We start from the raw sequence: 14,333 nt of genomic DNA on the forward strand, positions 1-14,333 counted from the left end.
CAGGCTCGCGGCCCTCGTCCTGCTCAGCGCAGGGCGAGGGCCGCTTGCACGAGCGTCAGGTGGCTGAACGCCTGCGGGAAGTTCCCCGCCATCCGCCCGTGCGCGGCGTCGTACTCCTCCGACAGCAGTCCGACGTCGTTGGCCAGCCCGCACAGCCGGTCCATCAGCTCCTCGGCATCGTTGCGGCGGCCGGCATGGGCGAGCGCCGCCACGAGCCAGAAGGAGCACGCCAGGAACGGGTGCTCGGCACCGGCCAGGCCGTCGACCCCGGTCTCCGTGCGGTAGCGCAGCAGGAGGCCGTCGGCCATGAGGTCCTCGACGACCGCGTCGATGGTCCCGAGCACCCGCGGGTCGTGGCCGGGGAGGAAGCCGACGAGCGGGATGATCAGCAGCGACGCGTCGACCTCGCGGGTGTCGTAGTGCTGGGTGAAGGTGCCGCGCTCGGAGTCGAAGCCCTTGTCGAGGATCTCCTCGCGCACGCGGTCGCGGAGGTCACGCCACCGCTCCACTGGGCCTTCCAGGCCGTGCTCCTCGACCGCGCGCACGGCGCGGTCGAAGGCGACCCAGACCATCACGCGCGAGTGGGTGAAGTGCCGTTGCGGTCCGCGGATCTCCCACAACCCGTTGTCGGGCTCGTCCCAGTGGTCGGCGAGCTCGTCGACGAGCGCGCGCTGGAGGGACCACGAGTTGCGGGTCTCGCCGAGACCGGACTGCCGCGCGAGCTCGAGCGCCAGCATGACCTCGCCCAGGACGTCGTTCTGCCGTTGCACGACGGCGCCGTTGCCGATGCGCACAGGCCTGCTGCCGGCATATCCCGGGAGGTGCGGCACCTCCCGCTCGGGCAGCTGGCGGCCGCCGTCGACGGTGTACATGATCTGCAGGTCCGCCGGGTCGCCCGCGACGGCGCGCAGCAACCAGTGCCGCCAGTGGTAGGCCACCTCGGCGTAGCCGGCTCCCAGCAGCGACTCGAGGGTCAGGGCCGCGTCGCGCAGCCAGCAGAAGCGGTAGTCCCAGTTGCGCTCGCCCCCGAAGTCCTCCGGCAGCGACGTGGTCGGCGCGGCGACGATGCCGCCGGTCTCCTCGTGCGTCATCAGCAGCAGGGTGAGCAGGCTGCGACGGACCATGTCGGCGTGCGGCACGTCGTCGGGGGAGCGGGCCGACCACTCGCGCTGGGCATCGGTGGTCGCCGCGATGCGCTCGTCGAAGCCGAGCGGCTCGGGCACGTCGCGCCACGAGCGGACCCAGGTCGTCGAGAAGGTGACCTCCTCGCCCGCGGACAGCTCGAACTCGTCGGAGTGGTGGCCGTCGTGCGCGCGCGGGAGCCGCGGACCGCGCAGGACGATCTTGTCCGGCCCGGCCACCGCGACGATGAGGTCGTTGCCGTGTGCCTTCTCGCGCGTCACCCACGGACGGACCAGGCCGTAGTCGCAGCGCACCACCCAGTCGTGGCGGATCCGCACCGTGCCGCGCGTGCACGTGAGGCGGCGAACGACGTCCGCGCGCCCGTCCCCGGTCGGCATCACGTCGAGCAGCACGACCTCGCCGTCCACCGTGGTGAACGTCGTCTCCAGCAGCGCCGTGCCGTCGACGTACCTCCTGCTCGTCGACACCACCTCGTCCGCGGGCGCCAGCAGCCAACGTCCGTTGTCCTCGGTGCCGAGCAGCGCGGCGAAGCAGGCGGGGGAGTCGAAGCGGGGGAGGCAGAGCCAGTCGATGGAGCCGTCCTTTCCGACGAGCGCCGCCGTGCCGCGGTCACCGATGAGGGCGTAGTCCTCGATGGGGAGTGGCATGCGGCTAGTGTCGCCGACGTGTGGTCACGTGCCGGGAACCTCGTGCCGACGGTGCTCGAGTCGTTGGCGGACCGCCAGCAGACGTTGGCGACCGCGGAGTCGCTGACGGGCGGCATGCTGGCCGGCGGCATCACGGACGTGCCGGGCGCCTCGCGGAGCTTCGTCGGCGGTGTCGTGTCCTACGCGACGCGCGTCAAGGTGTCGGTGCTCGACGTCCCCGCCGACGTGGTGGACCGGCACGGCGTCGTGTCGGAGGAGTGCGCGATCGCGATGGCCCGGGGCGTACGGCGTCGCCTCGACGCCACCTGGGGGGTGGCGACCACCGGTGTCGCCGGCCCCGACGGCCAGGAGGGACATCCGGTCGGGACGGTGTGGATCGCCGTCGCCGGACCCGAGGTGGTGCGCGCCCGCCTGCTGTCGCTCACCGGCGACCGCCACGCGATCCGGGAGGCGACCTGCGAGTCCGCGGTGTCCCTCCTGCGGGACCTCCTGCGGGAAGAACCGCGCCTCCGGTAGCGTTGGGGCAGACGAACCTCCTCGACAGAGAACTCTCCCAGAGCAAGGACCTCGCGCATGGTGATCTTCCGACGACTGCTCGGCGACGTGCTGCGCAGCGCCCGGATGCAGCGCGGGATGACGCTCCGGGAGCTCTCGGCCGAGGCCCGGGTCAGCCTGGGCTACATCTCGGAGATCGAGAGGGGCCAGAAGGAGGCGTCGTCGGAGCTGCTGGCGTCGCTGTGCGAGGCGATGGACCTGCCGCTCTCCGACGTGCTCCGTGACGTGGCCGACGCCGTGGCGATCGAGGAGCTGGCACTCGGTGTCGCGACGAGCACGCCGATCGCGGCCGCACGTCCCTCCGGCGACGTCGTCGCCTCCGCCGCCTGAGCCCGCTCTCCTGCGCTCAGCGCTCGGGCTGGCAGCTCGGGCACCAGTAGGCCGCCCGCTCGCGGCCCGGCTCGCCCAGCATCGTGACCGCGATCGGCGTGCCGCACCGACGACAGGGTGACCGGTCGCGCCGGTAGACCCACATCCGCTCGCGCTCGCGCAGGTTGCCGGTGGTCGACTGGATCGCCCGCTCCTTGTTGACCTCGAGCATCTGCTTGCCCCGCCGGACCAGCCGGGTCAGGTCGGGCGCCCGCCCCACCTCCGTCGCCGGGTTGACGCCACCGGTGAAGCAGAGCTCGGCCATGTACATGTTGCCGATCCCGGCCAGGTTGCGCTGGTCGAGGAGCGCCTCGCCCATCGGGCGGTCGGGCTCACTCCGCAGCCGCCGGAGCGCCTCGTCCTCGTCCCAGTCGGGGCCGAGCAGGTCGGGACCGAGGTGCCCGACGAGGTCGGCCTCCGCCTCGCGCGGCACGAGCTCGACGATGCCGAGCTGGAAGCCGACCGCCCGGCGGCCCTCGACCCCGAGCAGGAGGCGCACCTGGCTCTCCGGTCGGCGCCACCGCTCGCCCTCGGGGTAGACGTGCCACGACCCCTCCATCTTGAGGTGGGTGTGCACCGTCCAGGCGCGCTCGTGGTCGATGCGCGTGAGCAGGTGCTTGCCGCGGGACAGCGTCCGGATCACGGTGCCGCCGGTGAGGTCGACGGTCGCGAAGGCCGGCACCCGGAAGTCGGTGACCGTCAGCCGGTGACCGGTCAGGGCGCGGTCGAGCTTGTGGGCGGCGCGGTAGACGGTGTCGCCCTCAGGCACGCAGCCTCAGCCCCTTGGGAGTCGCGACGAACCCGGCCGCCGACAGCGCCAGCCGGATCGGTGTCTCGCCGCCGCTGCCGATCAGCGCCTGACCGTCGGCCTTCTCCACGGTGAGGCGACCCAACGCTCCGCGACGGGCGGCGTCGGCCAGGGCCGACATGGCGGGTGTGAGCACGTCCTGGTCCTCGCTCCACGTGAGGAGCGTGCGGCCCCCGCGCTCGACGTAGACGGTGAGTGCGCCGTCGACGACGACCACCAGCGCGCCCGCCTTGCGACCCGGTCGGTGCCCGGCGCGCTCGGCGTCCGCCGGCTCCGGCCACGGCAGGGCGGCGCCGAAGACGTTGGCCGGATCGGTCGCGGCAAGCGCGACGACGCTCGGCTTGCCGCCACCCTTCGCGCTGTCGGGCTCGGAGAAGGTGCGCAGGCGGTCGATCGCACCGGCACTGCCGAACTGGGCCGCGCCGAGGCCCTCGATGAAGTAGCCGCGTCGGCAGCGGCCGGTGTCCTCGAAGGCGCTGAGCACCTTGTAGACGCCGGCGAACCCGCCGACCACCCGCTCGCTGACCACGGCCCCGCGGGTCACGACGCCGTGCCGCTCGAGGAGGTGCTCGGCGCGGGCGTGCGCGCGCCGAGTCGGGTCGCCGTCGCGGTCGGGGAGGACCGCCCACCGACCGGCGGTCTCCGGGGGGCCGCTGCGCACCGGCATGCGACCGCCGGTCGTGCGCCCGAGCCGCGGCGGCGTACGACGGGTGCGGTGCGACGGGGTGCCGCTGCGGACCAGCGCCCGCAAGGGGGCCAGTGTGTCGTTGGTGATCAGGCCTCGCCACACCAGGTCCCACAGCGCGGTGGACAGCTCGGCGTCGGTCACGGGGCCGACGCGGTCGGCGATCTGGCGGAAGAACCAGGCACCGCCGGGCTCGAGCGCGTCCAGGACGGCACGCTGCACGCCGTCGACCTCGCCCGTCGCGACCTCGACCTCGGGCAACGTCAGATGGGCCTGGTCGGCGAGGTGGAGGCTCACCCAGCCGTCGCTGCCGGGCAGCGGGGCGTGGCCGGCCCAGATGACCTCCCCGGAGGCGGTGAGCTCGTCGAGCATCGAGGGCTCGTAGTCACGCACCCGGGCGGCGAGGACGAGCGGCTCGAGCGCGCTGGCCGGGACGGGGCAGCCGGCCAGCTGGTCGATGGCGGCGATGACCCCGTCGAGGCCGCGGAGGTTGCCGCCGACCTTCTGCCACGCCGGCAGGAAGCGCGCGACCGCGTCATGGGTGACGGGCTCGATCTCCTGGCGCAGTCGCGCGAGCGAGCGTCGGCGGAGCTTGCGCAGCACCTCGGCGTCGCACCACTCGCTGCCGGAGCCCGACGGCCGGAACTCCCCGTCGAGCACACGGCCCCGGTGAGCGAGCCGCTGGAGGGTCTGCCGCGCGACGGCCTCACCCAGGCCGAGCCTCGCGGCGACCTCCGTGGTGGTGAAGGGGCCGTGACTGCGGGCGTAGCGGGAGACCAGGTCGCCGAGGGGGTCCTCGGGCACCTCGAGGAACGCGTCGGGCGTCCCGACGGGGACGGGGACGCCGAGGCCGTCGCGGAGCCGGCCGATGTCCTCGATCGCGGTCCAGCGGTCGTCGCCGGCCATCCGGACCTGCACGACACGTCGTACGTCGGCCAGTGACGCCAGCCAGCCCTCGACGTCCGCGCCCTCGACGGCCCGCTCGCGGATCTCGTCGGTGGACAGGGGGCCGACGAGCCGCAGCAGGTCGGCGACCGCTTCGGCGTTGCGCGCCCGTCGCTCGGGCGCCAGCCACTGCAGCTCGGCCTCGACCTCGGTGAGGACCTCGGGGTCGAGCAGCTCGCGCAGCTCGGCGCGGCCGAGCAGCTCGGCGAGCAGGCCTTGGTCGAGCGAGAGGGCCGCGGCACGCCGCTCGGCGATGGGGGAGTCACCCTCGTAGACGAACTGGGCGACGTAGCCGAACAGCAGGCTCCGGGCGAACGGGCTCGGCGTCGTGGTGGCGACGTCGACGACGGTGACCTCGCGGCGCTGGACCCGTCCGAGCAGGGCGACGAGCGCCGGCAGGTCGTAGACGTCCTGGAGGCACTCGCGCACCGCCTCGAGCACGATCGGGAAGGCGGGGTACTGGGACGCCACCTCGAGGAGCTGGGCGCTGCGCTGGCGCTGCTGCCATAGCGGGCTGCGCCGTCCCGGGTCGCGGCGGGGGAGCAGCAGGGCGCGGGCGGCGCACTCGCGGAAACGGCTGGCGAAGAGCGCGGAGCCGCCGACCTCCTGGGTGACGAGCTGCTCGATCTCCTCGGGCTCGAACACGATCACCTCGCCCGTCGGGGGCTCGGCGTCGGTGTCGGGGATCCGGATGACGATGCCGTCGTCGGAGGCGACGGCCTGACCGTCGACGTCGAACCGCTCGCGCAGGCGGGCGTTGATCGCCAACGCCCACGGGGCGTGGACGGGGGTGCCGTAGGGGGAGTGGACGACCAGGCGCCAGTCCCCGAGCTCGTCGCGGAACCTCTCGACCACGACCTGGGTGTCGTTGGGGACCACCTGGGTGGCCTCGCGCTGCTCGGTGAGGTAGGTGACGAGGTTGGTGGCGGCGTTCTCGTCGAGGCCGCGCTCCCGAACGCTCGCGATCGCTCGGGCGGGGGGCGCGGCGGCGAGCTCGCGGGTGAAGGCACCGACGGCCGCGCCGAGCTCGGCGGGACGGCCGAGTGAGTCGCCCTTCCAGAACGGCAACCGTCCGGGGATGCCGGGCGCGGGAGTGACCAGGACGCGGTCGTGGGTGATGTCCTCGATCCGCCAGCTGGTGGCGCCGAGGGCGAAGATGTCGCCGACCCGCGACTCGTAGACCATCTCCTCGTCGAGCTCGCCCACGCGGCTCGCCTTCTCCCCGACGAGGAAGACCCCGAACAGGCCGCGGTCGGGGATCGTGCCGCCGCTCGTCACCGCGAGCCGCTGCGCGCCGGGGCGACCGCTGAGCGTGCCGGTGACGCGGTCCCACACGATGCGTGGGCGCAGCTCGGCGAACTCGTCACTCGGGTAGCGCCCGCTCAACAGGTCGAGGGTGGCGTCGAACGCGCTGCGGGGGAGCTGCGAGTAGGACGCGGCGCGGGTGACGAGGGCGAACACCTCGTCGACGTCCCACTCGTCCAGGGCCAGCATCGCGACCACCTGCTGCGCCAGCACGTCGAGGGGGTTGGCGGGGATGGACAGCTTCTCGATGGCACCGGTGCGCATCCGCTCGACCGAGACGGCCGTCTGCGCGAGGTCACCGCGGTGCTTGGGGAACAGCACCCCGCGGCTGGTCTCGCCGACCTGGTGGCCGGCGCGACCGACGCGCTGCAGCGCGCTGGCGACGCTCGGCGGCGACTCGATCTGGACGACGAGGTCGACCGAGCCCATGTCGATGCCGAGCTCGAGGCTGCTCGTCGCGACCACCGCGGGCAGGCGCCCCCGCTTGAGGTCGTCCTCGATGATGGCGCGCTGCTCCTTCGACACCGAGCCGTGGTGGGCCTTGGCGATGATCGTGTCGGCACCGCTGCTCAGCCCGGCCTGCGCCATCACCTGGGCGGGCACCTTGCCGGGCCTCGCGCTCGCTGCGGCGCCGGTCTCGGCTGCTTCCTCCGCGCGCCGCTCGGCCCGCTCGGTGGCGATCTCGTTGAGCCGTGCGGTGAGCCGCTCGGCGAGCCTGCGGGAGTTGGCGAAGACGATGGTCGACCGGTGCTGCTCGACGAGGTCGACCACGTGCTCCTCCACGTGGGGCCAGATGCTGGCCGACCGGCCGGGGTCGCCGGAGTCCTCGTCGTACTCCTCCGGCATGGTCATGTCCTCGACCGGCACCACCACCCGCAGGTCCCACTCCTTGGTGCTGGGCGGGGAGACGATCTCGACCGGCTGGGCGCCGCCGAGGAAGCGGGCGACCTCCTCGAGCGGGCGGACCGTCGCGCTGAGTCCGATGCGCTGGGCGGGCTTGTCGAGGAGGGCGTCGAGCCGCTCGAGGCTGAGGGCGAGGTGTGCCCCGCGCTTGGTGCCGGCCACGGCGTGGACCTCGTCGATGATCACCGTGTCGACGTTGCGGAGCGTCTCGCGCGCCTGGCTGGTCAGCATCAGGAAGAGCGACTCGGGCGTCGTGATGAGGATGTCGGGCGGCGTGGTCCCGAGCTTGCGCCGGTCGGCCGGGCTGGTGTCGCCCGACCGCAGCCCGACGGTGACCTCGGGGACCGTGGCCTCGAGCCGCTCGGCGGTGTTGCGGATGCCCGTGAGCGGGGCGCGCAGGTTGCGCTCGACGTCGACACCGAGGGCCTTGAGCGGGGAGATGTAGAGGACGCGGGTGCGCGCGGACTTCTCCTCCGGCGGCTCGGTGCTCAGCAGCCGGTCGATCGCGTGGAGGAACGCGCTCAGCGTCTTGCCGCTGCCCGTCGGTGCGACGACCAGCGCGTTCCGGCCCTCGGCGATGCTCGTCCACGCGCCCTCCTGGGCCGGGGTCGCTGCGGCGAACGACGCCTCGAACCACGCGCGCGTGGGCGCACTGAAGCGGTCGAGGGCGGTCATGCGCTGAAGTGTGTCACCGGGGTACGACACCGGGCTCCGTCCTTTCGGGCTGGTCGGCCTACGTCCGCCTGCTGAACCTGATGCTCCCGTCGGGCAGTCGCGCGTGGAGGAAGCCGGTGTCGTGCACCCGCCGGTGGTGGAAGTGGCACAGGGGGACGGCATTGACCAGGTCGCTGCGGCCGCCGCGCTTCCACGGGTCCCAGTGGTGCAGCTCGCACCAGGAGTACGGCCGCTCGCACCCATCGGCGGCGCAGGTGTGGTGGCGGGAGGCCAGACCGGTGCGCTGGGTGCCGGTGAAGAGGCGGCTCTGTCGACCGAGGTCGACGGGGATCGACGACGTGCCCAGCACTGCCGGCATGATCCCCGCGCTGCAGGCCAACCGGCGGGCCTCGCCCGCCGAGATCCTGTCGCCGGTGTCGAGGTGCGCCGCCCGGAGGCGATCGCGCAGACCCGTCTCGTCGATGGTCACCAACAGCGTGGCTGCAGCAGCCGGGTGCAGGTGGTCGGTCGGGATGTGCTCGACCAGCTCCGCGAAGGCGAGCCCGCGGGCGTGGTCCCAGTCAATCTCGGGCTTCGGCCCGGTGTGCGCCTGCGAGGCACCGAGGCGTCCGCGTCGCGGTGCCGTCATCGTCTCGATGACCTTGCGGAGGAGGTGGCCCTGCAGCGTGGGCAGGGTGAACCGGCCGCTCACCGTTCCGTCCTGGTTGTCGTGGAACGTCAGGGACGTACGCGCCAGGGCTCCGGCCTCCTCGTCGTGCAGCAACGCGTCCTCGTGGGCGTCGACGACGGTCGCGTCCGGCTCGATGGCGCCGATGGCCCGCCGTGCCGCCTTGCGCAGCCGCGACGGCGACAAGTGCTGCGCCTTCTCCACGAGCGTCTGCTCGACCACTTCGCGCTGTGCCGGAGTGATGGACGCCGGCAGCTTGCGGCTGGCATCGACGATCACGGACGCGTGTGCGGGCGAGATGTCGCCGCGGCCGAGCGACGTGCCGACGGCGGGGGAGTCCTCCACCCCGTTGGCCAGCCGCACCTCCCGGAACGCGGCCTGCGGGTCTGCGTGCGTCAGGGTTGCGACCCAGGCGGCCGTGCTGGCAGCACCGTTGTGCGTGGCCGTTCTCGACCTCTCGGCGGCGGCAAGGACGTGCAGCCGAGCAGCGACGACCCGCCGCTCGATCCTCTGCAGCTCCTGGATGAGCGCCGCCTGCTCGCTGCCGCTCAGCGCCCCGGCCTCGGAGTGGCTCACCTGGTCCAGCCAGGCGTCGACCGCCGCGATGGAAGTGAGCTGGGCGGAAGGCATGAAGTCATCGTGCTACGAACACATGTTCGAATACAACACAGGCAGCCTAGAGATCTCATCAAGGGCGGCGATCATGCCAAGCTGACCTGGCGTAGCCGACCCCGCCCAGAATGACGCGGCCCGGTGAGTGTGGCTCAACCTCGTTCTGCGGTACGGGATGCACTTACAAACGCCCGACTCAGTCGACTCACGCGACTCTCCTCGCTAGTAGTTGCGGGTGCCGCGGACCGCCCCCGCCGTGCGTGAGCAAGGGCTTCCTTGAGTAGCGGCTCGTAATCTCCATGCCACGTCGGCCTAGGAAGGCACTGTCCTCGTGGTCGGAAGGGACGAGGCCCCGGAGCATGACGGAGCGAGTGTCGAGTGGGAAGCAATGTCCGAACTGGACTTGAGTGCACCGAGCCGCTCGCGGACTGATCACGGCCGGTCGGTCTGCTCGACCTCCGTCAGGAAATCGGTCAGGAGGGTGCTGAACGACTCAGGGTCCTCGAAGCTCGGCAGGTGCGCGGTCCCATGCATGACCCGACCCCGGGCGTCGGGGATGAGCTCACTCATCGTCTGGCAACGTTCTTGGGCGTGTGGGAAGTCGAGGTCGCCCCAGACAAGCAGAGTGGGCACCGCGATCTCGCCCAACCGAGGCCATGCCGGCGGGGGAGGTGTCTCCTCGCCGACCTGTGGCGCCGCCTGGAGGGCCACACCGTTCATCTCCACGAAGAGGTCGCGAAGGTCGCCCTGCACGCGCCCCTCCGCACCAAGGACGCCGTCGAGCCACACGCGTGCCTCGAGGAGGTTGAGGCGGTCCAGGTCTTCCGACTCCTCAGCAGCTTCCAAATCCTCGAGCAGCGCTTCCACGTCCTGAGGGAACGTGTCGACGGCCGGGGCGCCGCCGACGGCCGGGGCGACCAGGACCAGCGCCGAGACGCGCTCGGGGTGAGCCAGGGTGAAGTCCAGGGCGACCTTGCCACCCTGCGAACAACCCACCAGGGTCGCGTGGCTGATGCCGGCGGCATCGAGGACTGCGAGGAGGTCGTTCGTGTGGGAGTACGCCTCCTTGTGAGGTGGCGTCCCGCCGAATCCCCTCCGGTCGTAGGCGACGGTGCGGTGCGTGCCCGCGACGGTCTCCACCACTCCGTCCCACATGCGCCGGTCAGCCACTCCGGCATGCAGGAAGACCAACGCTGGCCCGTCGCCGCGTACCTCCCCGGCCAGCGTCGCTTCGCCGCTGTGTACGTTCAGGTCTGTCACGTGCTGGGTCTTCCCTTCAAGAGTGCTTGAGCGATCAATCGGGGTGCAGCGTAGAACGGAACCGGCAACTTCGGACCTCCGAAGTTCCGGACGCACACCGACAACGGCGCGGGGCCTCATGGAGGCTCCCGCGCCGTTGGGCGTCGCGACAAGGCTCAGCCGCGCAGCGTGCGCCGTACGACGTGAAGCACGGCCGGCACCTGGATCGCCCACCCCGTGAGGGTAACGACGTCCGGGAACTCTCCCGATCCCATGACGAACCCGACCACCACGACGACGGCCGGCCAGGTACCGACCACCGTGCGATTGCGCAGGAGCAGGACGGCGAGCAGCAGGTTGCCGGGGATCGCCATGAGCAGCGGCCAGGACAGAACCTCGAACAGTGGGCCGGTGTGGACGGCTGACCACACCTCGAGCGCGCCGGCGCGCGGAGCCCCGTTGACGACAAGGTCGGCGGCGACAGTCTTGGCTCCCGCGAAGGCCGCACCTCCGAGGTAGCCGAGGCCCAGCAGGACCCCCACGACCGGGGCCAGTCGCGGTGCGGTCCGGGCGAACGCGACCATGACGTACGCCGCGAGCGTGACGCCCGCTGCCATGGCCGCGAACTGGAAGGACGTGGACACGATGAAAGCGGTCGGGTGTGCCGCGATCGCACCGATGAACTCGACAGCGGGCTCCCGAGGGAGTGGAGCCGGGTCTGTGGCGACGTAGGCGGTGAAGAGCGCTGGCGCGGCGACGGCGCTCGCAGCCAGGAGACGTCGCGCGAGGGTCGGGGACTGGGAGGGGGAGGTGCTGCTGGCGGCCTCGCCGGCGGCGAAGGTGCCCTCGGGAGCCGTGAGGCCGGCCCCCATGGTGATCTGCTGGGTCATGACGAGTTCCTCTGTGGATTGTCGGAGATTGTTGTGCTGACGTCCGGAACTCTCGCCCCGCCGCCGTCCCGCCGTCACCGGGTGGCTGTCCCGACTTCGGACGGGACACAGAACCCGTCCCATCGGGACTCCTGACCAGCGATGATCACCCCATGTCCCGATCGCCCCGCCTACCCGCTGCCTGGGCCCGCGGGCTCGCAGCGGCCCTCACCGGGCTCACGCTGCTGCTCGTCGGGTGGTGCGTGGCGGCCGCGTTCGTCGTGGACGGCGCGCCGTCCGGCGCCGACGTCATCCGCGGTGTCGCAGGCGGGGTTGGCTTCGGCGTGCTGGGAGGCCTCGTCGCCGGCCGGCGGCCGCAGCTGCCGCTCGGTTGGCTGATGCTCGCGGCGGGGTTGAGCAGCGCCTTCTCCTCTGCGTGCGACGCGCTCGCGTGGTGGGCCGTGGGGCGTGACCTCGGGGCGCTGGCCGAGGCGGCTTACTGGATGGCCGGCTGGAGCTGGGCGCCCGGTTACCTGCTCCCGGTGACGCTCGTCCTGCTCCTTTTCCCGACCGGTCGCCCTCCCTCCCCCCGGTGGCGGCCTGTGGTCGCACTGTCGTGGGTCGTGGTCCTCGTGGCGACGGCCGGGTGGGCGCTGACGCCGTACGAGGAGCAGGACTTCGCCCCGCCCCCTGCCTTCGCGGACGCCGAGCCTGTGCTCGCTGTCCCTGGCGCCGGTGTCTTGCTCACTGTTGCCCTCCCTCTCTTCCTGGTCTGCGCGGTCGCCGGAGTCGCGTCCGTGGTGGTGCGGTGGCGGCGCTCGGAGCCCCGGTCTCACGACCGCGACCAGCTCTCGTGGCTCGTCCTCGCAGCCGCCGTGCTCGCAGGCCTCCTCGGGATCGCGCTCGTCACGCCGGGCACGGGGCCGGGTCTGATCGCGGTGGCGATGCTCGCGGTCCCGCTCGCCCTCGCCGTCGCCATCCTGCGTCGAGGGCTGTGGCAGCTGGACCTAGTGCTCGACCGCTCGCTGGTCTACGGAGGCCTCACGCTCGCTGTGGTGGTGGTGTACGCCGCCCTGGTCTGGCTGGCCGGTTCCCTCACCGACGGGGTGGGTCCCGACCTGCGTATCGCGGCCGTGGTGGTGGCAGCGGTGGCGACGGCACCGTTGCGCGACCGCCTGCAGCTGGCCGTGAACCGGCTCCTGTACGGGGACCGGGACGACCCCGAGGCCGCGATGGCGCGGCTCGCCGACCGGCTTGACGCGGCCACGCACCCCGCCGACGTGCTCCCGGCCGTCGCCCAGGGCATCGTCCGCACTCTGCGCGTGCCGTGGGCGGAGGTGGAGACGGCACGCGGCGCTCGCGGAGGGGCCGGGACGCCGACCGGGCTGGCCGTCGACGTGCCCCTGCACTATCAGGGCCGCGAGGTCGGGACCATGCGCGTCGCACCCCGCGCCGGCGAGTCCGGGCTCGGGGCACGAGAGCTGGCGGTGCTCGAGCGCCTGGCCCGGCAGGCGGCACTGGCGGCTCACGCCGCGGCTCTCTCGGAGGACCTCGTCCGATCCCGGGAGCGACTCGTACTCTCCCGCGAGGAGGAACGGCGGAGGCTCCGTCGCGACCTCCACGACGACCTGGGCCCCACGCTGGCCGCCACCGCGATGAAGCTGGAGTCGACCCGCGACCTCGTCGCACGTGACCCTGAGGCGGCCGCAGCTGCCCTGGACGTGGCTGCCGAACGGCTGCGGGCGAGCGTCGCGGGGGTGCGACGCATCGTCGACGACCTGCGCCCACCCTCCCTGGACGGGCTCGGTCTGGCCGGCGCCCTCCGCGAACAGCTCGACCAGTTCGGCGACAGCGTCGAACTGTGCCTCGACGTACGCGTGCCGGACGAGCTGTTGCGGACGCTGCCGGCGGCCGTCGATGTCGCCGCCTACCGGATCGCCTCCGAGGCCGTCACCAACGCGGTGCGGCACGCGCAACCGACCCGGGTGGACGTGGTGCTCGAGGTGGTCGACCACGAGCTGGCTCTGACCGTCACGGACAACGGGACCGGGATGCCTGAGCACGTCCGGGCAGGCGTGGGCCTCGAGTCGGTCCACCACCGCGCCGCCGAAGTCGGTGGCACCTGTGCGATCCACACCCGGCCGGGCGCCGGGACCGTCCTTTCAGCCCGACTACCGCTGGAGACCCCGTGACCACCTCGTTGTCCGTCCTCGTCGTCGACGACCACCCCCTGTTCCGGGAAGGACTGGTGGAGGTCGTGCGTGGCATGCCAAGGGTAGGCCGGGTGGAGGAGGCTGCGGACGGTGCGGAAGCGGTGGCCACCGCCATCGAGATGCGGCCCGACGTCGTGGTGATGGACCTGCACATGCCGGGCGTCAGCGGCATCGAGGCCACGCGTCACATCCTCGCCGACTTGCCGGAGACACGCGTCCTGGTGCTGACGATGCTGGAGAACGACGAGTCCGTCGTGTCGGCCCTTCGCGCGGGAGCCCACGGTTACATCGTGAAGGGCGCCGCACGGGCCGAGATCGCCCGGGCGATCGAGGGAGTCGCAGCCGGAGACGTGGTGCTCGGTCCAGCGGTGGGGGCGAAGGTCCTCGGGCTGTTCAACCGAGGTGCCGACCGGGGTGACGGCCGGGTCGTGCCGTTCCCCGAGCTCACCGATCGCGAGCTCGAGGTCCTGGACCTCGTGGCCCGCGGACTCACCAACGGAGCGATCGCGCGCCACCTGTTCCTCAGCGAGAAGACGGTGCGCAACAGCGTGTCGACGATCTTCGGAAAGCTCGGCGTCGCCCACCGTGCGGAGGCCGTGGCCCGGGCGCGGGACGCCGGGATGGGCGCGGACTGACCCAGGTAACGAAGCAAGAGGCGCCCGTCCCCCGCCACGGGGAACGGGCGCCTCACCTGCCTG

The 14,333-nt window shown here is 72.4% G+C and carries 10 protein-coding genes; 4 read left to right on the forward strand and 6 right to left on the reverse strand.

The window, feature by feature from the left end:
* Positions 1-23 precede the first annotated feature (23 nt).
* Complete coding sequence (locus L2K70_RS17205) at positions 24-1,790, reverse strand: glycoside hydrolase family 15 protein (protein ID WP_236404279.1); 1,767 nt, start codon at positions 1,788-1,790, stop codon at positions 24-26.
* An 18-nt stretch (positions 1,791-1,808) separates the two neighbouring features.
* Here L2K70_RS17205 and L2K70_RS17210 point away from each other — a divergent pair, with 18 nt between their 5' ends.
* Both L2K70_RS17210 and L2K70_RS17215 read left to right on the forward strand, forming a co-directional pair.
* Positions 1,809-2,306: a CinA family protein gene (locus tag L2K70_RS17210; protein WP_236404282.1), complete on the forward strand. Its 498-nt coding sequence runs from the start codon at positions 1,809-1,811 to the stop codon at positions 2,304-2,306.
* 57 nt (positions 2,307-2,363) lie between these two features.
* Positions 2,364-2,675, forward strand: a complete 312-nt coding sequence (locus L2K70_RS17215) for a helix-turn-helix domain-containing protein (protein WP_236404285.1) — start codon at positions 2,364-2,366, stop codon at positions 2,673-2,675.
* Between the two features lie 16 nt (positions 2,676-2,691).
* Here the strand turns inward: L2K70_RS17215 and L2K70_RS17220 are convergent, their stop codons facing one another.
* The 5 genes from L2K70_RS17220 to L2K70_RS17240 all read right to left on the reverse strand — a co-directional run bounded on the left by L2K70_RS17220 (position 2,692) and on the right by L2K70_RS17240 (position 11,443).
* Positions 2,692-3,483, reverse strand: coding sequence for a DNA-formamidopyrimidine glycosylase family protein (locus L2K70_RS17220; protein ID WP_236404289.1), 792 nt, complete (start codon positions 3,481-3,483; stop codon positions 2,692-2,694).
* Positions 3,476-8,035 carry an ATP-dependent helicase gene (locus L2K70_RS17225; protein WP_236404292.1) on the reverse strand — a complete coding sequence of 1,520 codons (4,560 nt, stop codon included), beginning with the start codon at positions 8,033-8,035 and terminating at the stop codon, positions 3,476-3,478. Before L2K70_RS17225 ends, L2K70_RS17220 begins: the two co-directional genes overlap by 8 nt.
* A 58-nt stretch (positions 8,036-8,093) precedes the next feature.
* Positions 8,094-9,332 carry an HNH endonuclease signature motif containing protein gene (locus tag L2K70_RS17230; protein WP_236404302.1) on the reverse strand — a complete coding sequence of 413 codons (1,239 nt, stop codon included), beginning with the start codon at positions 9,330-9,332 and terminating at the stop codon, positions 8,094-8,096.
* A gap of 414 nt (positions 9,333-9,746) precedes the next feature.
* Positions 9,747-10,574 (reverse strand): alpha/beta fold hydrolase, encoded by an 828-nt coding sequence (locus L2K70_RS17235; RefSeq protein ID WP_236404305.1) that lies wholly within the window; start codon positions 10,572-10,574, stop codon positions 9,747-9,749.
* Positions 10,575-10,729: 155 nt separating this feature from the next.
* The gene (locus tag L2K70_RS17240) at positions 10,730-11,443 is read right to left on the reverse strand and encodes a hypothetical protein (RefSeq protein WP_236404308.1); all 714 of its coding nucleotides are present in this window, start codon (positions 11,441-11,443) and stop codon (positions 10,730-10,732) included.
* A gap of 152 nt (positions 11,444-11,595) precedes the next feature.
* On the opposite strand from L2K70_RS17240, the gene L2K70_RS17245 reads away from it, so the two are divergent.
* Positions 11,596-13,614, forward strand: a complete 2,019-nt coding sequence (locus L2K70_RS17245) for a sensor histidine kinase (protein ID WP_236404311.1) — start codon at positions 11,596-11,598, stop codon at positions 13,612-13,614.
* On the forward strand, positions 13,611-14,270 hold the full coding sequence (locus L2K70_RS17250) for a response regulator (protein ID WP_236404314.1): 660 nt from the start codon (positions 13,611-13,613) through the stop codon (positions 14,268-14,270). Before L2K70_RS17245 ends, L2K70_RS17250 begins: the two co-directional genes overlap by 4 nt.
* The last annotated feature ends 63 nt before the right edge of the window (positions 14,271-14,333 follow it).

Origin of the sequence: Nocardioides potassii, from assembly GCF_021648885.1 — a bacterium.
Taxonomy (GTDB): Bacteria; Actinomycetota; Actinomycetes; order Propionibacteriales; family Nocardioidaceae; genus Nocardioides; species Nocardioides potassii.

Bases quoted from the DNA above. Each gene is read 5' to 3' on its own strand.
- L2K70_RS17205 (WP_236404279.1), bottom strand. From the start codon at position 1,790: ATGCCACTCCCCATCGAGGACTACGCCCTCATCGGTGACCGCGGCACG.
- L2K70_RS17215 (WP_236404285.1), top strand. From the start codon at position 2,364: ATGGTGATCTTCCGACGACTGCTCGGCGACGTGCTGCGCAGCGCCCGG.
- L2K70_RS17225 (WP_236404292.1), bottom strand. From the start codon at position 8,035: ATGACCGCCCTCGACCGCTTCAGTGCGCCCACGCGCGCGTGGTTCGAG.
- L2K70_RS17230 (WP_236404302.1), bottom strand. From the start codon at position 9,332: ATGCCTTCCGCCCAGCTCACTTCCATCGCGGCGGTCGACGCCTGGCTG.
- L2K70_RS17240 (WP_236404308.1), bottom strand. From the start codon at position 11,443: ATGACCCAGCAGATCACCATGGGGGCCGGCCTCACGGCTCCCGAGGGC.
- L2K70_RS17245 (WP_236404311.1), top strand. From the start codon at position 11,596: ATGTCCCGATCGCCCCGCCTACCCGCTGCCTGGGCCCGCGGGCTCGCA.